This window comes from Sphingopyxis sp. J-6 (genome assembly GCF_046603995.1).
Lineage (GTDB): Bacteria > Pseudomonadota > Alphaproteobacteria > Sphingomonadales > Sphingomonadaceae > Sphingopyxis.
In genome coordinates, this window is sequence record NZ_CP145810.1 from 3,536,844 (window position 1) to 3,555,735 (window position 18,892).

The 18,892-nt window shown below is 67.3% G+C and carries 16 protein-coding genes and 1 pseudogene; 8 read left to right on the forward strand and 9 right to left on the reverse strand.

Going from position 1 to position 18,892, the window contains the following annotated elements:
* Positions 1 to 40 precede the first annotated feature (40 nt).
* Positions 41 to 961, reverse strand: a complete 921-nt coding sequence (locus V6U71_RS16870) for a LysR substrate-binding domain-containing protein (RefSeq protein ID WP_411339532.1) — start codon at positions 959 to 961, stop codon at positions 41 to 43.
* Positions 962 to 1,065: 104 nt separating this feature from the next.
* On the opposite strand from V6U71_RS16870, the gene V6U71_RS16875 reads away from it, so the two are divergent.
* Together V6U71_RS16875 and V6U71_RS16880 are read left to right on the forward strand one after the other, a co-directional pair.
* Entirely contained in the window at positions 1,066 to 1,218 is a 153-nt protein-coding gene (locus tag V6U71_RS16875; RefSeq protein ID WP_411339533.1) for a hypothetical protein, read from the forward strand.
* A gap of 93 nt (positions 1,219 to 1,311) precedes the next feature.
* Positions 1,312 to 2,562, forward strand: coding sequence for a diguanylate cyclase (locus V6U71_RS16880; RefSeq protein WP_411339534.1), 1,251 nt, complete (start codon positions 1,312 to 1,314; stop codon positions 2,560 to 2,562).
* Positions 2,563 to 2,570: 8 nt separating this feature from the next.
* Here the strand turns inward: V6U71_RS16880 and V6U71_RS16885 are convergent, their stop codons facing one another.
* The 4 genes and pseudogenes from V6U71_RS16885 to ffh form a co-directional block, all read right to left on the reverse strand.
* Positions 2,571 to 4,088: a serine hydrolase domain-containing protein gene (locus V6U71_RS16885; RefSeq protein ID WP_411339535.1), complete on the reverse strand. Its 1,518-nt coding sequence runs from the start codon at positions 4,086 to 4,088 to the stop codon at positions 2,571 to 2,573.
* Between the two features lie 58 nt (positions 4,089 to 4,146).
* On the reverse strand, positions 4,147 to 4,656 hold the full coding sequence (rimM, locus tag V6U71_RS16890) for a ribosome maturation factor RimM (protein ID WP_411339536.1): 510 nt from the start codon (positions 4,654 to 4,656) through the stop codon (positions 4,147 to 4,149).
* Between the two features lie 228 nt (positions 4,657 to 4,884).
* Positions 4,885 to 5,361, reverse strand: a pseudogene (gene rpsP, locus V6U71_RS16895) (30S ribosomal protein S16); the annotation flags it as partial.
* Positions 5,362 to 5,398: 37 nt separating this feature from the next.
* Positions 5,399 to 6,862, reverse strand: coding sequence for a signal recognition particle protein (ffh, locus tag V6U71_RS16900; protein WP_411339537.1), 1,464 nt, complete (start codon positions 6,860 to 6,862; stop codon positions 5,399 to 5,401).
* Positions 6,863 to 7,113: 251 nt separating this feature from the next.
* Between ffh and V6U71_RS16905 the strand changes: the two genes are divergently transcribed.
* From V6U71_RS16905 to V6U71_RS16930, 6 genes are all read left to right on the forward strand, one after another.
* Positions 7,114 to 8,745 (forward strand): putative bifunctional diguanylate cyclase/phosphodiesterase, encoded by a 1,632-nt coding sequence (locus V6U71_RS16905; protein ID WP_411339538.1) that lies wholly within the window; start codon positions 7,114 to 7,116, stop codon positions 8,743 to 8,745.
* Between the two features lie 140 nt (positions 8,746 to 8,885).
* Positions 8,886 to 9,692, forward strand: coding sequence for a diaminopimelate epimerase (dapF, locus tag V6U71_RS16910; protein ID WP_054731172.1), 807 nt, complete (start codon positions 8,886 to 8,888; stop codon positions 9,690 to 9,692).
* Entirely contained in the window at positions 9,689 to 10,924 is a 1,236-nt protein-coding gene (locus tag V6U71_RS16915; RefSeq protein ID WP_411339539.1) for a MiaB/RimO family radical SAM methylthiotransferase, read from the forward strand. Before dapF ends, V6U71_RS16915 begins: the two co-directional genes overlap by 4 nt.
* Positions 10,921 to 11,847, forward strand: a complete 927-nt coding sequence (gene ftsY / locus V6U71_RS16920) for a signal recognition particle-docking protein FtsY (RefSeq protein WP_411339540.1) — start codon at positions 10,921 to 10,923, stop codon at positions 11,845 to 11,847. The genes V6U71_RS16915 and ftsY overlap by 4 nt, the downstream gene beginning before the upstream one ends.
* Positions 11,844 to 12,518 (forward strand): inner membrane-spanning protein YciB, encoded by a 675-nt coding sequence (locus V6U71_RS16925; protein ID WP_054731173.1) that lies wholly within the window; start codon positions 11,844 to 11,846, stop codon positions 12,516 to 12,518. The genes ftsY and V6U71_RS16925 overlap by 4 nt, the downstream gene beginning before the upstream one ends.
* Before the next feature lie 79 nt (positions 12,519 to 12,597).
* On the forward strand, positions 12,598 to 13,170 hold the full coding sequence (locus tag V6U71_RS16930; RefSeq protein ID WP_411339541.1) for a urate hydroxylase PuuD: 573 nt from the start codon (positions 12,598 to 12,600) through the stop codon (positions 13,168 to 13,170).
* Between the two features lie 66 nt (positions 13,171 to 13,236).
* Here the strand turns inward: V6U71_RS16930 and V6U71_RS16935 are convergent, their stop codons facing one another.
* From V6U71_RS16935 to V6U71_RS16950, 4 genes are read right to left on the reverse strand one after another with little or no spacing between them, the layout of a single operon-like run.
* Positions 13,237 to 13,791, reverse strand: a complete 555-nt coding sequence (locus tag V6U71_RS16935; protein ID WP_411339542.1) for a gamma carbonic anhydrase family protein — start codon at positions 13,789 to 13,791, stop codon at positions 13,237 to 13,239.
* Positions 13,788 to 16,049, reverse strand: a complete 2,262-nt coding sequence (locus V6U71_RS16940) for a spermidine synthase (protein WP_411339543.1) — start codon at positions 16,047 to 16,049, stop codon at positions 13,788 to 13,790. The genes V6U71_RS16935 and V6U71_RS16940 overlap by 4 nt, the downstream gene beginning before the upstream one ends.
* Entirely contained in the window at positions 16,046 to 17,044 is a 999-nt protein-coding gene (gene hemB / locus V6U71_RS16945; RefSeq protein WP_411339544.1) for a porphobilinogen synthase, read from the reverse strand. The genes V6U71_RS16940 and hemB overlap by 4 nt, the downstream gene beginning before the upstream one ends.
* Before the next feature lie 60 nt (positions 17,045 to 17,104).
* Positions 17,105 to 18,649 (reverse strand): peptidoglycan DD-metalloendopeptidase family protein, encoded by a 1,545-nt coding sequence (locus V6U71_RS16950; RefSeq protein WP_411339545.1) that lies wholly within the window; start codon positions 18,647 to 18,649, stop codon positions 17,105 to 17,107.
* Positions 18,650 to 18,892 lie beyond the last annotated feature (243 nt).

Genomic DNA, 18,892 nt, shown 5'->3' on the forward strand with positions numbered 1-18,892 from the left:
ACTCCGTATATACAGCATGTATATACATCGTCGGCACGGGTCAAGAAAGCGGCGTCCATAGCGGCTCGGCGAGCAGGTGGCGATCCTTCTCCAGCTCGGCGTGCAGCCATTCGCGGAAGCGTTCGATCTTGCGCACCCCGACGCGGTTTTCGCGGTGGACGAGATAATGGGCGGTCCCGGGCTCGTAGAGCGTCTCGAACGGCTGAACGAGCCGTCCGGCATCGAGTTCGGCGCGCCACAGCAGCGGCGTCATCATCGCGATGCCGAAGCCCGCCTGCACCGCGCTCGCCTCCTGAAGCTGGCTGTCGAGTTCGACGCCGCTGCGCTGCGGAGCGGGCACCGCGTCGACGCCGGCGGCGGCGAGCCAGCCGGCCCACCACGGGTCGTTGGGCGCGAGCCGATCGACGCGCAGCAGGTCCTCGGGCCGTTCGATGCGGTTGGCGTCGCGAAAGGCCGGCGCGCAGATCGGGGTGACATGGCTGCGATAGAGGAAGTCGGCGCGCAGTCCCGGCCAAGGGCCGCGGCCGACGCGGATTGCGACATCGACGTTGGTCGCGTCGAAATCGACGAGGTCGTTGTTCATCGACATGCGCACCGCGAGGTCGGGATAGGCGAGCTGGAAGCCGCCGATGCGCGCCCCGAGCCAGGTGCCGCCGAAGGTCGTCATCGCGCTGATCGTCAGCACATCGGCCTCGTCGCTGCCGAGCGCGGCGAAAGCGTCGCCCATCGCAGCAAAGGCATTGCTGACCGCCGGGAGCAGCCGCAGCCCGGTCTCCGACAGGCGCACCCGCCCCTTCTCACGCACGAACAGCGCCCGGCCGAGCCGGTCTTCCAATTGGCGGACCTGATAGCTGACCGCCGCCTGGGTCATCCCCAGTTCTTCGGCGGCACGCGAGAAATTCTGTAGGCGCCCTGCCGCCTCGAAGGTCCGTATCGCGGCAAGGGGCGGCAGTTTGGGCATCGCGATCCTATAAGTTGTCCTTATGATACGGTCTACGCCTTTTGTTGGCGCGCGGCGCGGCAAAGGCGCATCTGGCAATCATTCGATCGCCAGGAGACAAGATCATGAAGGACGAACTTTGGATGCGGAGCTGGAACGAAGGCCACCCGCAGTTCAGCGCCGACCTGCATCGCGGCCTTATGCGGTTGCGGACGGCGTTCCGGCGGCTGGGCGAATGGATCGCGCTGCCTCGCGCGCGGCGGCGCTCGCGTGTATGACGCAGGAAGCGGCGGGCGCTATTCCGCCCGCCGTTAACCAAAAATCAGCGGCTAAGAGCTTAGCATCCCCTCGACCAAATCCGGGGGGAATTGATGAGGCGATGGGCGCGAGCGGCGGCTGCGGGCGTGGTGCTTTGGGGCACCGCGGTTCCGGCGCGCGCGCAATCCTCGTTTGCCGACGCAACGACGATGAACTGGGACGGCGCGCTGACCGGCATGTTCCTCGGCCTGATGCTGTTCTCGCTTGCCTATAATGCCGCTTTCTTCGCGCTGCTGCGCGAACGCTTCCTGATCTGGCAGAGCGCACGCACGCTCAGCTATTTCGCCCTCGCCATCGGGCTGTCGCCGCTGGCGATGGGGCCGGCGCTGGCCCCCGATAGCTTTGCGCGCCAGATATGGATTTGCGTGCTGTTCGACCTTGGGGTGGTCTTTTCTGGCCCCTTCCTGCGCGCCTATCTCGAGCCCGGAACGGTGCATAAGCGCCTCTATCCGCTGCTCGGCTGGCCGCCCTTCCTGATCCTCCTCACGACACCGGCAGCGCTGATGGCCGGCCCGCCGCTCTATTTCGCAATACGCAGCGCGGTGCTGCTCGCGATGCTCGCGCTCTGCATCGCCACGGTCGTCATCGCGATCGCGCGCGGCAGCCGCACCGCGCGCTATCAGGCCGCGGCGTGGAGCGGCATCGCCGCGGTCTATGGCGTCAGCCTGTTCCACGACATCGTCCTGCACACGCCGTTCGAGCTGTTCCTGTTCGCACTGTTTCCGGCGCTCGGGCTCGAGGTGATGCTGACCGCGTTCGGCATCCTCGACCGGCTGGTGCGGCTGCGGCAGGAGCGGCAGGAAGCGCGCGCGCAGGCCGAGGCGATGCGCGTCATCGCGCACACCGACCCGCTGACCGGCCTGCCCAACCGCCGCGCGATCGAGGCGAGCTTCAACGATGACCCCCCGGTGGCGATCGCCATCGTCGATCTCGACCATTTCAAGGCGATCAACGACCATCACGGCCACGACGTCGGCGACCGGGTGATCTTCGCCGCCGGGGTTGCCCTGGGGTCGGGAAGCGCGCTCGCCGCCAGGATCGGCGGCGAGGAATTTGCGCTGCTGTTCCGCTGCGAGCCCGGCCTCGTCGCCAGCGAGGCCGAACGGCTGCGCCAGCGCGTCGGCGCCTATATCGCGCAGATGGTGCCGTCGCTGAAGCGGCCGGTGACCGCGAGCATGGGGCTGGTCCATATCAGCCGCGACACAAGCTTTGGCGCGGCGATGAAATCGGCCGACATCAATCTTTATGCCGCGAAGGAAAGCGGCCGCGACCGGGTGGTGTTTATCGAAGCCGCCGCGGCCTAGATTATAATTTAGGGCTGTTCGGGCGGCACCACCCGCAAGCGCAGCGCCTGCAGCGTTGCGGGCGTGGTCGGGGCGAGCAGGAGCATGCCGTCGAGCTTGCCCTTGTCGCAGTTCAGGCGAAAGGCGGTCGACATCGCCCCCATCGGCGCGAGCGGTTCGGCCGCGGGACATTCGCCGACTTCGGTTTTCAGCCGCGCAAACTCTGCGGTCCAGTTTTCGGCCGAACGATCGAGCAGGAAATTCATCGCCAGCTTGCCGTCGAGCGGCACGAGATTGCCCGCGGCATAAGCGCCGCGCGCCGCAGCGAACATGTCGGCCACCGCCGGCGATACGGGCACCGCGCGGTCGGGAAGCAATCCCGCCTGCTCCATCAGCACCGCCGTGTCCCATGCGGGCGCCGACGGCCCGGCATAGGTGCGGTTCGACAGCGCGAAGACGCCGACGCCATGGTCGGGCATCAGCATCACATGGCTGCCATAGCCCGGATAACCGCCGCCGTGAGCCATGGTGAGGCCGAGGTCGCAATCCTGTGCGACGCGCCAGCCCATGCCATAGGCGGCCGCCTGCTTGCAGGCGGTCGCGCCGCTCGCCCCGATGCGGTTGGTGACCGAGACGAAGTTGAGCCCCTGCGCCATTTCGCGCACCGTCGCGCGCCTGACCGGGCCGGTGTCGGCGTCGTCGCGCGCCGGCCAGGCCGAGAGCAGGAAGGCGACCCATTTGGCATAGTCGCTGGCGCTGACCTGCAGCCCGCCCATGGCGTTGAAGGCGCCGTCGACCATCTCGGGCTCGGCGGACCATTTGTCATTTTCCCAGCGATAGCCGAGCGCATAGCGCGCCTTCGGCGCCCCCGGCGCATCGAAACCGCTGCTGGTCATGCCAAGCGGGGTCAGGATCGTCTGCCGGACATAGTCGGTGTAGGCCACGCCCGACGCGCTGGCGACGATGCGGCCGAGCAAGGCATAGCCGAAGTTCGAATATTCATGCTGGCTCTGCGGTACGCGGCTGAACGGCACGCCCGCGGCGATCAGTTTCGTAAACTCTTCCTGCGGCAGCACCTGTTGCCGGTCGCCCCACGGGTCGTCGGTGACGAAACCGCCGACATGTTGAAGCAGGTCGCGGATCCGGATGCGCGGGCTGTCCGCCGTCGGATAGGTCCAGCCCTTCATTTCGGGCACATATTGCTCGGCAAGGTCGTCGAGGCGGAGCTTGCCGTCGTCGCGCAGCTTGAGGATCGACAGCGCGGTGAACGCCTTGGTCATCGACGCGATGCGGAACAGGCTGTCGGGAGTGACGGGACGCTTGTCGGCGACATTCTGAACGCCGACGCCCTTTACATAGGCGAGCTTGCCATCCTTGACGACGCCATAGACCATGCCGGGAATATGCTGTTCGGCCTGATATCCGGCGAAGAGCGCATCGATTTCGGGAGCGAGCTGGTCGAGGCTTTTGGGAGCGGGCTCCTGTGCCGTCGCAGGCGCGGCGGCGCCGAGCATGAGAGCGAAAACGAAACCCGATTTCCAGCGCATGACAATCTCCCCGGCCATTTACGACGGGGCTATCAGAATGGCGGGTGAGGACAATCGGCTATTCGACGAATGCCGCGTTCACGGTCACCCCGTCTTCGCTCCACGCCGGCACCGCCTGGGCGTTCATCGGCACCATGAAGCGGACGGGCTTTTTGCCGGGCTCGGCCGGCTTCTCGATTTCGAGGATGTCGCCGGCGCCGAAATTCTCGACCGCGGCCACATGGCCGATCGCGTTCCCGTCGGTCGACACGCACGGCAGGCCGATCAGGTCGTGATGATAATATTCGCCCGGCCCAAGCGGCGGCAACGCCGAGCGAGGCACGGTGAGCACGGTACCGCGCAGCGCCTCGGCGGCGCTGCGGTCGGTCACTTCGGCGAAGGTCGCGACCGCGCCCTGATTGGCGGGACGCACCGATTTGAGCGTGAGCCTACGCTCGCCTGCATTCAAAACGGAAAAGGCGCGGAGAGCTTCCGCGCCTTCGCCGAACAGTTTGAGACGCACCTCGCCCCGCACCCCGTGCGCGCCGGCGATGGCGGCAAGGGTGACGGGGCGATGGGCGTCGGCCAAGGCTTAGCCTTCGGCCTTTTCTTCGCCGGCTTCGGCGGCGGGCGCTTCTTCGGCAGCAGCTTCTTCGGCGGCCGGAGCAGCCGGGGCTTCTTCGGCCGGGCCGCCTTCGGCAGCCTGTTCGGCCATCGCGGTCGCGTCTTCGGCGGTCGCGTCGGCCGGGGTTTCGTCGGCGACGGCTTCGGCGACGGCTTCGGCGGTCGCTTCGCTCTTCACCGAACCGGTTGCATCCGATTCAGCGGCTTCGGGAGCGGCAACCTCTTCAGCGGCGGGGGCTTCGGCAGCAGCTTCTTCGGCCGGAGCGGCTTCTTCAGCGGCTTCGGGTTCGGGCGCCGGAGCGGCGGCCGCGGCGGCGGCGGCTTCTTCGGCGTCAGCCAGCTTCTGGGCCTTTTCTTCGGCGCGTTCCTTGGCCTTTTCGCCCGGGACCGCCTTGTTGGGGTTGTTGCGGGCAGCGCGTTCCTTGATGCCGGCGGCGTCGAGGAAACGGGCAACGCGGTCGCTCGGCTGGGCGCCGACGCTCAGCCAGTGCGCGGCGCGTTCGCCGTCGAGCTTGACGCGCTCCGGATTATCCTTGGCGAGCAGCGGGTTGTAGCTGCCGATGCGTTCGATGAAGCGGCCGTCGCGCGGGCTGCGCGAGTCGGCGACGACGATCTTGTAATAGGGGCGCTTTTTCGAACCGCCGCGCGAAAGGCGAATGGAGGTAGCCATGATATTTTCCTTCTAGTCTAAACTTGGTTGTCTGGAGTTATTTCTTTTTATTCATCAGGTTGGCGAGTTCGGGCGGGATCGCCCCGCCGCCGAGACCCGGGAGGCCGCCGAGGCCACCGCCCCCGCCGCCCATTCCGCCGCCGCCCATGCCGGGAATGCCGCCGCCCTTGCCGAACAGCGCACCGAGCCCCTTGAGGCCGCCCATCTTGCGGATCTTCTTCATCGCGGTGGACATTTCCTGGTGCATTTTCAGCACCCGGTTCACCTGCTGCACATTGGTGCCCGAACCGTTGGCGATGCGGATCTTGCGCTTCGCGGTGATGATCTCGGGCTTCGCGCGCTCTTTCGGGGTCATCGACCCCATGATCGCATCGAAATGCACCAGCATCTTGTCGTCGGTGCCGCTCTGCGCCATCGCCGCCTGCGCCTTCTTCATCCCGGGGATCATCCCGGCAAGCGCGCCGAGGCCGCCCATGCGGCGCATCTGGTTGAGCTGCGTGCGCAGGTCGTTGAGGTCGAACTGGCCCTTGGCCAGCTTCGCCGCCATCGCCTCGGCCTCTTCGGCCTGGATCGTCTCGGCGGCGCGCTCGACGAGGCTGACGACGTCGCCCATGCCGAGGATGCGGCCCGCGATCCGCGACGGCTGGAAGAGTTCGAGCCCGTCGAGCTTTTCGCCGGTACCCGCGAACTTGATCGGCTTGCCGGTGACGGCGCGCATCGAGAGCGCGGCACCGCCGCGCGCATCGCCGTCCATACGGGTGAGCACGACGCCGGTGAGCGGCACCTGGTCGGTGAAGCGCTGCGCGACCTGCACCGCATCCTGCCCGGTCAGGCTGTCGACGACGAGCAAGGTTTCGGCAGGGTTCGCCGTGCGCGACACCGCCTGCATCTCGTCCATCAACTGCTGGTCGACGTGGAGCCGGCCCGCGGTGTCGAGCATCAGGACGTCATAGCCCTGCAGCTTCGCGGCCTGCAGCGCGCGCTGCGCGATCTCGACCGGCTGCTGGCCGGCGATGATCGGCAAGGTCGCGACGTCGATCTGGCTGCCGAGGACGGCGAGCTGTTCCTGCGCGGCGGGGCGGTTGACGTCGAGCGACGCCATCAGCACCTTTTTGCGCTCCTTGTCCCTGAGCCGCTTCGCAATCTTTGCGGTCGTCGTCGTCTTACCCGAGCCCTGCAGGCCGACCATCATGATGACCGCGGGCGGGGTGACGGCAAGCTCGAGCTCGGCGGTTTCCGAACCGAGCATCTCGGTCAGCGCGTCGCTGACGATCTTGACGACCTGCTGCCCCGGGGTGACCGAGCGCAGGACATTCTGGCCGATCGCGAGTTCGGTGACCTGATCGACGAAGCTGCGCACGACGGGCAGCGCGACGTCGGCCTCGAGCAGGGCGATTCGCACTTCGCGCATCGCGGCGCGCACGTCGGCCTCGGTCAGCGCGCCGCGGCCGCGGAGCTTTCCGAAAACATCGCCAAGCCGATTGCTCAGACTGTCGAACATGCGCCTCAAATCCTTCGTTTCGAGGCCCGCAACGCAAAAGACGCCGGTGAGCGAAACCTCGCCAACCAGCGGCTATCCGTGGACAGACTTTCCGTCGCGGACATCGATATGTCCGTGCGCAAGATGCGCGCGAACGCGGCGGCCAATACACATTTATGCGCACGCTGGCAAGCGAGCGCCGCCGCACTCCGTTTAACGCAAATTTCACCGCTTCGGGTCCAGAACGGCGCGCGGGTGGTGGGGAAATATCTATGACAGCGATGCCAAGACCAAGGGACCGCAGCGAAGGCGCCAAACGCGACATCGTCGCGGGCGGCATCGTCGTCGCCGCCATCCTGCTGTTCGTCGGCACCGGCAGCAACGTGATGCAATCGGTGATCCGGTCGCTGATCGGCATCGGCGGCGGCCCCGACAATGTGCTGACCGCGACGCTGGTGCTCAACATCGCGCTGATCCTGTTCGGCTGGCGCCGTTACGAGGATCTCAATCGCGAGATCGTCGAACGCACCGAGGCCGAACAGCGCGCGCGTTATCTGGCCGACACCGACCCGCTGACGGGTTTCCTGAACCGCCGGGCGCTGATGGCGACCGGGCAGCAGTTGATCGTCGATGCCGCGCTGGAAAAGCGGCAGGTGGCGCTGTTCCTGCTCGACCTCGATCATTTCAAGACGGTCAACGACATCCACGGCCACGCAGCGGGCGACCGCGTGCTGCAGGTCGCGGCGGAGCGCATCACGGCGGTGCTGCCGCCGAGCGCGACCAAGGCGCGGCTCGGCGGCGACGAATTCGTCGCGATGCTGCCGTTCGAACCCGCGGCGCGCGACCATATCGAAGCGCTCGCGGCGCAGCTTGTCGCCGCGCTCGAGGAACCGATCTTTCACGGCGCGCAGCAGATTCGCACCGGCGCTTCGCTCGGCGTCGCGCTGGCGAGCGAGGCAGGGATCACGATGGAAACGATCGTGCGCCAGGCCGACATCGCCATGTATCATTGCAAGGACGAGGGCCGGAACCGTTTCTGCTGGTTCGAGCCGGGCATGGAAATGGCGGTGCAGGTCCGCAACCAGATCGAAACCGGGATTCGCACCGGCATGCCGCGCGGCGAATTCGTCCCCCATTTCGAGCCGCAGGTCGACATCGCGAGCGGCCGCTTGCTCGGTTTCGAGATGCTGATGCGCTGGGAATCGCCCGAATATGGCATGATCCCGCCCGAGCGCTTCATTCCGGTCGCCGAGGAAAGCGGGCTGATCGGCGAATTGTCGCTGCAGGTCATCGGCCGCGCGATGGAAATCGCCAAGGGCTGGGACCCGTCGATCATGCTCGCGGTCAATATCTCGCCGCAGCAGCTCAAGGATCCGTGGTTCAGCCAGAAGCTCACCAAGCTGCTGGTCGAGACCGGCTTTCCGGCCAGCCAACTCGAGGTCGAGATCACCGAAAGCTCGCTGTTCGAGAATCTGCCGCTCGTCCGCTCGATCGTCACCAGCCTGAAGAATCAGGGCGTGTCGCTGAGCCTCGACGATTTCGGCACCGGCTACAGCTCGCTGTCGCACCTTCGTGCGCTGCCCTTCGACCGGATCAAGATCGACCGCAGCTTCATCGCCGCGATGCGCGGTAGCCCCGACGCGCAGGCGATCGTCGTCGCGATCGTCCGGCTGGGCGAAAGCCTGTCGATGCCGATCACCGCCGAGGGTGTCGAGGATGAAGCCACCGCGATCGAACTGACGCGGCTCGGCTGCGCCAAGGGTCAGGGCTGGTATTACGGGCGCGCGGCTTCCGCCGCCGACACCGCCGCCCTGCTCGCCGAACGCGGGCTGCTGCGCGCGCCGGTGGTGCCCGAGGCCGCGCCGCCGGCCGGCGATGAGTCTCCGCTGCGCAAGAGCGCGTAATCATATCTTCGTCATCCCGGCGAAGGCCGGGATCTCGACCTATCGACATGACGCACCGGCGAGACCCCGGCCTTCGCCGGGGTGACGGAACATGAGGCACGTCGCTAGACTTCCCGCCCCCGCGCTCCTAAATGCGGCCCATGGCGGATCGCTTCACCAAGATGCATGGCCTCGGCAACGACTTCGTCGTCATCGACGCGCGCGAGCAAAGCGTCGAGATGACGCCGGCGCGCGCGCATGCGATCGCCGACCGGCGCCATGGCATCGGCTGCGACCAGCTCATCCTGCTCGAACCGTCGAGCAAGGCCGACGTCCGCATGCGCATCTTCAACGCCGACGGCGGCGAGGTCGAGGCGTGCGGCAATGCGACGCGCTGTGTCGCGACACTGATCGGCCAGCCCGCGGTGATCGAAACACTCGGCGGCATGCTGCGCGTCACGCCCGCCGACGGCGGTGCCGAGGTCGTGCTGGGTGAACCCCAATTCGACTGGGAGCATATCCCGCTCGCCATGCCGATGGACACGCGCGACATGCCTGTCGCGTGGGACGAGCTGGAGCATGGCGCCGCGGTCAATGTCGGCAATCCGCACATCATCTTCTTCGTCCCCGAAGCCGACGCCGTCGCGCTCGACGAACTGGGCCCGCGGATCGAGACCGATCCGCTGTTCCCCGAACGCGTCAACGTCAATGTCGCGAGCCTCGACGGCCCCGATTGCCTGCAACTGCGCGTCTGGGAACGCGGCGTGGGGCTGACCCAGGCGTGCGGGACCGGCGCCTGTGCGACCGCCGTCGCGGCGATCCGCGCCGGCATCGTCCAGTCGCCCGTGACCGTATCGCTGCCCGGCGGCGACCTTGTCATCCGCTGGGCGCCGGGCGAACCGATCGTGATGAGCGGCGCCGCGACACGGGTGTTCGAAGGCGAGACCGATTGGGCGCAGTTCGGATGAGTGTTGCGGTTACGGACGGCCCCGAGGTCGTCAATTTCGGTTGCCGGCTCAACATCGCCGAGGGTGAAGCGGTGCGCGCCGCAGCGCGGGCCACGGGCGGCCGCGACAGGATCATCTTCAATAGCTGCGCAGTGACCGACGAGGCGGTGCGGCAGGCCCGGCAGGCGGTGCGCCGGGCGCTGCGCGAACGGCCCGGGACTGAGGTCGTGGTGACCGGCTGCGCGGCGGAGCTCGAAGCCGGAAGTTTCGCGGCGATGGGCGCGCGCGTCGTGCGCAACGACGCGAAGGCGCGCGCCGAAAGCTATGGCGGCGCGGCCGTCACGCCCGGCACGCTCGCTTACGCCCCTGCCCTCTCGGGCGCCGATCACGCGCGGGCCTTCCTTGGCGTCCAGACCGGCTGTTCGCATAGCTGCACCTTTTGCGCGACGGTGCTGGCGCGCGGGACGGCACGGTCGGCGAGTGTCGATGCGGTGATCGCCGCCGCGCGCACCGCACTCGACCGCGGCCAGCGCGAGATCATCCTGACCGGTGTCGACCTGGCGAGCTACGGCGACGACAGCGAAACGACATTGGCGGCGCTGGTCGAGGCGTTACTGGCGCTGCCGGTCGAACGCCTTCGCCTTTCGTCGCTCGACCCCGACCGCATCGACGACGCGCTCTTCACCCTGCTGACGCAGGAAAAACGCGTCATGCCGCATGTTCACCTGTCGCTGCAGGCGGGCGACGACATGGTGCTGACACGGATGAAGCGCCGCCACCGCCGCGCCGATGCCGTCCGGCTGGTCGAGCGGCTGAAGGCCGCGCGCGCCGACATCGCCATCGGTGCCGACCTGATCGCCGGTTTCCCGACCGAGGATGCGGCGATGTTCGCGAACTCGCTGGCGCTGATCGACGATTGCGATATCGTCTTTGGCCATATCTTTCCCTACAGCCCCCGCGCCGGCACCCCCGCCGCGCGGATGCCGCAGGTCGGCCGCGCGATGGCGCGCGAGCGCGCTGCGGCGCTGCGCGAGGCCAATGGCCGACGCCGCCGCCGCTGGCTCGACGCGCAGATCGGCCGCACCGCATCGATGCTCGTCGAGCGCGACGGGGTGACCGGCCATGCGGCAAATTTCGTTGCCATCCGCCTCGCCGCCCCCGCGGCGCCGGGCACCATCATCGACGCGCGGATGACCGCGCGCGACGGAGACCGCATGATCGCCACCACCATCGAACGGGATATCGCAGCATGAGCGGGCCAAGCTGGAGCGAACGGCTGCTCGGCGGCCTCAAGCGCACATCGGAGCGGCTCGGCGAGAATCTGTCAGGACTGACCGGCAAGTCGCGGCTCGACGACGACGATCTCGACCGGATCGAGGAAGCGCTGATCACCGCCGACCTCGGTCCCGCCATGGCGGCGCGCATCCGCGACCGCCTGTCCGAACGCCGCGACGTCGCCGCGAACGGCACCGAGGAGCTGCGCAAGGTCGTCGCCGAGGAAATTGCCGCGGTGCTGCGCCCCGTCGCCGAGCCGCTGGAGATCGACGCCTTCCCGCGCCCGCAGGTGATATTGGTCATCGGGGTCAACGGATCGGGCAAGACGACGACCATCGCCAAGCTGGCGCACCTGTTCCAGGAACAGGATTATGGCGTCATGCTGGTCGCGGGCGACACCTTCCGCGCCGCCGCGATCGGGCAATTGAAGGTCTGGGCCGAGCGGCTGGGCGTGCCGATCATGGCGGGCTCCGAGGGCGGCGACAGCGCCGGCATCGTCTTCGACGCAGTCAAGCAAGCGACCGCGACGGGCATCGACGTGCTGATCGTCGACACCGCCGGGCGCCTGCAGAACAAACGCGAGTTGATGGACGAGCTCGCCAAGATCAAGCGCGTGCTCGGCCGCCTCAACCCCGCCGCGCCGCACGACGTCGTGCTGATGCTCGACGCGACGACCGGCCAGAATGCCCTGTCGCAGATCGACGTGTTCCGCGAGGTCGCCGGGGTCACCGGGCTCGTCATGACCAAGCTCGACGGCACCGCGCGCGGCGGCGTGCTGGTCGCCGCCGCCGAACGCCACGGCCTCCCCATCCACGCGATCGGCATCGGCGAGACGATGGGCGACCTCCGCCCCTTCGACGCCGACGAGATCGCCGGCATCATTGCAGGAAATATAAGATGAGCGACGTGCTTCCCGGCGGCCCCGAGACCGCGCCGGCGCCGCCGCCCGCCAAACATGGCTGGCTGAATTTCGCGATCGATTTCGGGCCTTTGCTCGTTTTCTTCCTGACCTATAAATTCACCTCCGGCGGGACGGGCGCCTTCGCCGCGACGACCGGCGCGATCAAGGGCACCGTCGCCTTCATGGTCGCGATCGTCATCGCAATGGCGGTGTCGAAGTGGAAGCTCGGCAAGATTTCGCCGATGCTGTGGATGTCGGGCGTGCTCGTCATCGGCTTTGGCGCGCTGACCATCTGGTTCCACGACGAACGCTTCATCGTGATGAAGCCGACGATCATCTACGCCGCCTTTGCGGCGCTGTTGCTCGGCGGATACTGGTTCGGGAAACCGATGCTCAAATATCTGCTGCAATCGGCACTCGACGGGGTCACCGAGCAGGGCTGGCTGCTGCTGTCGCGCAACTGGGGCCTGTTCTTCGCCGCGCTCGGTATCGCTAACCATGTGATGTACGAGCTGATCGAGGCGAAGCGGATGAGCTTCGACCTGTGGCTGACGATCAAGGTCTGGGGGGTCACCGCCCTCTCCTTCCTCTTCACGCTGAGCCAGCTTCCCGTGATGCTGAAGCACGGGCTGGCGGTTCCCGACGAAGCGGCGCTCGACAAGCAAGCTTGAGCCCATCCCCCGTCGCTGGCATAGCAATGCCGAGGGCACCGGGTCGCGCCGCGCCCCATAACAAGCGAGGGGGAATGCCATGGACAAGTTTTTCGGGAATCTTCACGCCGTGCTCGGGGCGGGCCTCGTGCTCGCGATCATCCTGATGCTGGGGCTCAACGGCCAGAATTTCGAGGATGGCGTCGCCGCGGGCAACGCGATCATGCGCTGGCTCCACACCTTCTTCGGCATTTTGTGGATCGGCCTGCTTTATTATTTCAACTTCGTCCAGATTCCGACGATGCCGAAAATCCCGGCCGAGCTGAAACCCGCCGTGGGCAAGCATATTGCGCCCGCCGCGCTGTTCTGGTTCCGCTGGGCGGCGCTGATCACCGTGCTGCTCGGCCTCGCGATCGCCGGGCACGCCAAATATCTCGCGCCCGCACTGGGGCTGCAGGATCCGTACAAGCTGATCGGCGTCGGCATGTGGCTGGGGCTGATCATGGCGTTCAACGTCTGGTTCGTGATCTGGCCGAACCAGAAAAAGGCGCTGGGGATCGTCGAGGCCGACGATGCCACGAAAGCCAAGGCCGCGAAGACCGCGATGATCTTTTCGCGGACCAACACCTTGCTGTCGATCCCGATGCTCTATGCGATGGTGAACTTCAGCTAAGCCGGTTCGCGGCGCTTACCGAAAGGGCGTTCCGGGAAACCGGAGCGCCCTTTTTTTTGCGGACGATCAGCCCTCCACCGCCGCCTTGTGCATGCGGCCGTTCATCACATAATGGGCGACGCCCATCTGCATGCCCGCCGCCTGCGCATCGCCGATCTCGCGCACGCGGCGTGCGGGCGAGCCGGCCCACAGCTCGCGATCGGGGATTTCCTTATTCTCCGTCAGCAAAGCGCCTGCGGCGAGCATCGCATCGCTGCCGATGCGGCAGCCGTTCATCACAGTCGCCTTGAGCCCGACGAAGGCGCGATCGGCGAGCGTGCAGCCATGCACCATCGCGAGATGGCCGATCAGCACATCCTCGCCAATGATCGTGGGAAAGCCTTCGGGCCGGTGCGGCATCGGGCCGTCGCAATGGACGACGCTGCCGTCCTGGATGTTCGAACGGGCGCCGACGACGATATGGCTGACATCGGCGCGCAGCACGCAATTATACCAGATGCTGACATCGGGGCCGATCGTCACGTCGCCGATGATCCGGCATCCCGGCGCGATGAAGGCGCTCGGGTCGATCTGCGGCGTCTTGCCGTTGACGCTGATGATGCTGATGTCGCTGCGGTTCATTCGCGGCCTCCTACGAGATGTTTCCAGAGCAGGATCGGCAGCGTCGAGGCGTAATCGTCGGTCCAGCGGGTGAAATGCGGACGCGCGGCGAGCGGCACCCACGCACCGGCGTCGAAGCGGTCCTTGCGAAGCTTTATGCCGCCCGTCAATTCCCGCATACGCGCGGGCGTGGCGGTCAGCGCCACCCAGTTCGATCCGGTGAGGTCGCCGAAATCGTCGCCCATCGGCCCCGGGTCCATCCGGATTGCTGCCGTCCAGCCGCGCGCCTTTGCCTCGGCCGCGAGCACCGGTTCGAGATCGAAGAAACGGTTCGAGATGTGGACCAGCAATATGCCGTCGGGCTTCAGCGCCCGCGCGTAGATGCCGATCGCCTCCTCGGTCAGCAGATGCAGCGGGATCGCGTCGGATGAAAAGGCGTCGATGACGAGGACATCGAACTTGCCCGCCGGCTGTTTCGCGATTTGCAGGCGCGCGTCCCCGATGACCACCGGCGTGTCGCCCGCACAATCCGACAGGAAGGTGAATTTGGCGGGATCGCGCGCGATATCGACCATCACCGGATCGATTTCGAAAATCGTCCATTGCTGTCCCGGTTTGCGGTAGCAGGCGAGCGTCCCCGCCCCCAGCCCGACGATGCCGACCGCCGCATCGGGTCCGGCGAGCGCCTCTGCCTTGTCGAGCGTCAGCCCGACCCCCGACTGGTGCCCGTAATAGGTCGTCGGTTCGAGCCGTCCCCCGCTATCGGTGCGCTGCAGCCCGTGCAGCGTCGTGCCATGAGCGAGGCGGCGCTGGTGACGATAGCCGTCGTCGGTGACGGTATAGACGCCGAAATAGCTGCGCACGCGCATCCCGGTGAAGCTTTCCTCCATCGTGTCCCAGCCGCCGACGCCGACCATCAGCAACGCGAGCGCGGAGACATAGGCCCAGCGCCAGCCGATCACGAGCAGGCCGACGACGAAGATGGCGAGACCCCATATCGCCGTCGCCCCGGCGAGCGACCCCGTCCAGCCGCCGACCATTTGCCAGCAGGCAAAAGCGGCAAACCCGACGAGCAGCGCCGCGACGGCCCGCGCTTTCGCCGCCGGCAGCTTCAGCCACTGGTCCCACGGCAGCAGCGCGGGCAGCGGCAGCAGCGCCGCGGCGGCAAGGACGAGCAACGGATGTTCATAGACCCAGTCGAAGAGGAGCGGTGCGAACAGCGCCGCGAACAGCCCGCCGAGCACGCCGCCCGCCGACATGATGAGATAAAAGAGCGTCAGATGCTGCGCCGCAGGGCGGAGGTGATAGAGATAGCCGTGCAGCGCCACCGCGACGACGAACAGCATCCCGAGGCTCGCGAGCGCGACCATCATCGACCCGCCGCCCGAACTCAGCAGCGCGAGTCCGCCGACCGAAAGCAGGACCGCAGGCGCGGTGAAGGTGATGATCTGCGTCAGCCGCGTCGCAGTCGAAAAGGCGATCACGAAACTGAGCAGATAGAGGCCGAGCGGCAATACCCACAGCAACGGCATCGCGACGATGTCCGTGGTGAGGTGCGTCGTCGTCGACAGCATCAGCCCCGACGGCACCGCCGCAATCAGCAGCCAGTGAAGCTGGCGCCGCAGCGCGGGGCGCGGCTCTTCGTCCGGCGCCGCCCCGTCGTCATGCACCGTGCCGCGCTGCCAGCGCGCGGCCGCGCTCGCTGCGACGAGCAGCACGAGCAGCGCATAGCCCGCGGTCCACCCCCAGCTTTGCGCCGCGAGCGGCAGGCTCGGCTCGACGAGCGCCGGATAGCTGAGCAATCCGGCAAAACTGCCGAGGTTCGATGCGGCGTAGAGATAATATGGGTCGCCCGCGCGGGCATCGGCGGCGAACCAGCGTTGCATCAGCGGCGCCTGCGCCGAGACCACGAAGAAGACCGGGCCGATCGACGCGAGCAGCAGCAGCGGCACCCACAGCACTTCCTGTCCGGGCGCGGGCGGCGCAATCGCCGCGATGCCGATGGGAAGCCACAGCGCGGCGACGAGAAACAGCCCGAGATGGATCGCCGCCTGGCGCCGGAGCGTGAACCGTCCGAGCCAGTGCGCATAGGCATAGCCGCCGAGCAACAGCGCCTGATAGACGAGCATCGCGCTGTTCCACACCGCCGGCGCGCCGCCCAATTTGGGCAGCACCATCCGCGCCACCATCGGCTGGACGAGGAAGAGCAGGAAACTGCCGACGAGGATCGTCAGCACGAACAGCCAGCGGCGCGGCGATGCGGGTGCGGAAAGGGTCACGCGGTCAGCAACCGGGCGGCATGGAGCGCATGATAGCTGAGCACTCCCGACGCGCCGGCGCGTCGGAAGGCAAGCAGCGTTTCGAGGACGAGCGCGTCGCGGTCGCCCGCGCCCGCCGCCGCCGCGGCCTCGATCATCGCATATTCGCCCGACACCTGATAGGCGTAGACGGGCACCGCGAAATTGTCCTTCACCGCGCGCACGATGTCGAGATAGGGCAATCCGGGCTTGACCATCACGCTGTCCGCCCCCTCGGCAAGGTCCTGCGCGACTTCGCGGAGCGCTTCCTCGCTGTTCGCAGGGTCCATCTGATAGGTCTTCTTGTCGCCCTTCAGCAGCCCGCGCGACCCGACCGCGTCGCGGAACGGGCCGTAGAAGGCCGAGGCATATTTGGCGGCATAGCTCATGATCTGGACGTGGCCGAAACCTTCGCCTTCCAGCGCCTGCCGGATCGCACCGATACGACCGTCCATCATGTCGGAGGGCGCGATGATATCGGCCCCCGCGCGCGCCTGATTGAGCGCCTGCCCCACCAGCACCTCGACCGTGTCGTCATTCAGCACATAGCCCGTATCGTCGATCAGCCCGTCCTGCCCGTGGCTGGTATAAGGATCGAGCGCCACATCGGTGAGCACGCCGATGTCGTCGCCGAGCGCCTGCTTGATCGCTGCGACCGCGCGGCACATCAGATTGTCGGGATTGAGCGCCTCGGCGCCGTCCGCGCTACGCCGGTCCGCCTGCGTATAGGGAAAGAGCGCGAGGCAAGGGATGCCCGCCGCCACCGCGTCGCGGGCCCGTTCGACGAGCAGGTCGACCGACCAGCGCGACACGCCGGGCAGGCTGGCGATCGGCTCCTCGATACCCGACCCGTCGCAGACGAACAGCGGCCAGATGAGGTTGGCGGGGGAAAGCTGCGTCTCGCGCACCATCGCGCGGCTCCAGCCGGTGCGGCGGGTACGGCGGAGGCGGAGGTGGGGGAAAGCGGCTTGGGTCATGCGGCGTGCATAGCGGCGCCGCGCTGTCGGGCAAATGGATATTGCCACTTTTATGTGGGGCTAGATCCCGTCACCGGCGCGTTTCGAGGCGACGTCGGCGAGCGAACCAAGCTTCGGTCCTTCGGCCTGCTTCGCCGCAATCGGGGTCAGCGCCGCGCCCGGAGCGACCGCGGTCAGAGCGCGGATACGCGCGCGGAAGTCGGCGAGCGCCTTGCCCTCGAGCAGCGCGCGCGTGACGAAGGTCACCGATGCCGGGTTCACCGCATGGCCGTTGCGATAGAGTTCGTAGTGGAGGTGCGGGCCGGTCGAGAGGCCGGTCGAGCCGATATAGCCGATCACCTGCCCCCGCGAGACACGCTGCCCCGGCCGCACCGCGATGCGGCTCATATGGCCATAGCCGGTGCCGAGCCCATTCCCGTGATTGAGCTTCACATAATTGCCGAAACCGCCGGTGCGCCCGGCGACCGTGACGATGCCGTCGGTCACCGCATAGATGGGCGCGCCGTAACCGCCGCCGAAGTCCATGCCGCTGTGCATGCGCCGGTAACCGAGGATCGGGTGGCGCCGCATCCCGAAGGTCGAGGTAACGCGGCCGTTGGTCGGCCGCGCCATGCCGCCGCGCTGTTCGCCGACGCCCGATGCCTCGTACCACTGGCTGCGCCCGTCGACGGTCCATTCGAGCATCGACAGCTTCGGCTTGCCGCCGCGGATCAGGCCCGCATAGAGCAGCTTGCCCGTCTCGCTCTCACCGGTCTCGGCGCGGCGATGGTCGACGATGATGTCATATTCGTCGCCCGAGCGAATATCGCTGCCGACCGAAATCTGTTTGCCGATGACGCGCAGATAGGCCTGAATCGCCTCGGGCGGCGCCCCGGCAGCGCGCGCCGAGCGGTAGAGGCTGTCACCGACCCGGCCGCGGATACGCAGCGGCGTCGCATCGACCGCGATCGGGATACGGCGCATGACGAGCCGGCCGTCGATACGTTCCATCTCGATGCGGAGGTCGAAGCGCGCGCGCATCGCCAGCGCTTCGACCGGCCGCGGCATGGTGCGCGCGGCGCGGCGGCCGAGGATCAGGTCGATCCGCGTGCCCGGCGCGATATCGGCGAGCGGCACCGCGCCCGCGACCTGGCTCGCGAGCGCCTGTGCCTCGCTGCCGCCAACGCCCGAGCGTTCGAGCAGACGCGCAAAGCTGTCGCCGCTGCCGAGCGTGGCGGTGAGTTCGATCTGCGGCCGTTCGGGGGTCTGGGTCAGCGGGCGCACCGCATCGGTCGCCGCCATATGCCGCCCGGTATCGCCGCCGAGCGCGAGCGGCACGATCATCTGCGCGCGCGCCTCGTTGAAATCGGCGGCATCGAGCGCGGGCGTGCCCGCGGTCGGGAGCGGCTGGATGCCGGGGAAGGTCGCGATCGCGGTCCCGCAGAGCAGGGTTAATGTCGCAAGGCCGCGCCACCATTCGCGCGAACCGATATTGTCGCCAAGATCGGGAACCAGATCGAGCTGCGCCAGCCGGTCGCGCCACGTCGTATGCGGTTCGGCCTCGGCAGGCGCCCGGCGCAGCGAAACCGCCTGCGACATGGTGAGCGCAGCCGCGTTGCCGGACATCCCCGCAATGGGTTCGTGACGCTGGAACAAGTCTTGCAACCCCCGCTCGCCGGCATTGCCCCCCGAAAAGGCGCCGTCGATGATATTTCCGTGCCAATGTCTGTAAACAAAGGGCGTTAAAGTCAATTTAATGGACGGTTTGCCGATTTGGCTTGCGGCGGGCCGTGGCGTGACCGCGTTATGGTGTGAGTGAGCGAAGAAAATGGCGGCCCGGCCCCCGCTTCCATCGATCGCCTGTTGCGC

What these genes read in the sequence shown, in the direction of transcription:
- V6U71_RS16870 (WP_411339532.1), bottom strand. Translation starts at nt 961, where the DNA reads ATGCCCAAACTGCCGCCCCTTGCCGCGATACGGACCTTCGAGGCGGCA.
- V6U71_RS16875 (WP_411339533.1), top strand. Translation starts at nt 1,066, where the DNA reads ATGAAGGACGAACTTTGGATGCGGAGCTGGAACGAAGGCCACCCGCAG.
- V6U71_RS16880 (WP_411339534.1), top strand. Translation starts at nt 1,312, where the DNA reads ATGAGGCGATGGGCGCGAGCGGCGGCTGCGGGCGTGGTGCTTTGGGGC.
- V6U71_RS16885 (WP_411339535.1), bottom strand. Translation starts at nt 4,088, where the DNA reads ATGCGCTGGAAATCGGGTTTCGTTTTCGCTCTCATGCTCGGCGCCGCC.
- ffh (WP_411339537.1), bottom strand. Translation starts at nt 6,862, where the DNA reads ATGTTCGACAGTCTGAGCAATCGGCTTGGCGATGTTTTCGGAAAGCTC.
- V6U71_RS16905 (WP_411339538.1), top strand. Translation starts at nt 7,114, where the DNA reads ATGACAGCGATGCCAAGACCAAGGGACCGCAGCGAAGGCGCCAAACGC.
- dapF (WP_054731172.1), top strand. Translation starts at nt 8,886, where the DNA reads ATGGCGGATCGCTTCACCAAGATGCATGGCCTCGGCAACGACTTCGTC.
- V6U71_RS16915 (WP_411339539.1), top strand. Translation starts at nt 9,689, where the DNA reads ATGAGTGTTGCGGTTACGGACGGCCCCGAGGTCGTCAATTTCGGTTGC.
- ftsY (WP_411339540.1), top strand. Translation starts at nt 10,921, where the DNA reads ATGAGCGGGCCAAGCTGGAGCGAACGGCTGCTCGGCGGCCTCAAGCGC.
- V6U71_RS16925 (WP_054731173.1), top strand. Translation starts at nt 11,844, where the DNA reads ATGAGCGACGTGCTTCCCGGCGGCCCCGAGACCGCGCCGGCGCCGCCG.
- V6U71_RS16930 (WP_411339541.1), top strand. Translation starts at nt 12,598, where the DNA reads ATGGACAAGTTTTTCGGGAATCTTCACGCCGTGCTCGGGGCGGGCCTC.
- V6U71_RS16935 (WP_411339542.1), bottom strand. Translation starts at nt 13,791, where the DNA reads ATGAACCGCAGCGACATCAGCATCATCAGCGTCAACGGCAAGACGCCG.
- hemB (WP_411339544.1), bottom strand. Translation starts at nt 17,044, where the DNA reads ATGACCCAAGCCGCTTTCCCCCACCTCCGCCTCCGCCGTACCCGCCGC.
- V6U71_RS16950 (WP_411339545.1), bottom strand. Translation starts at nt 18,649, where the DNA reads ATGTCCGGCAACGCGGCTGCGCTCACCATGTCGCAGGCGGTTTCGCTG.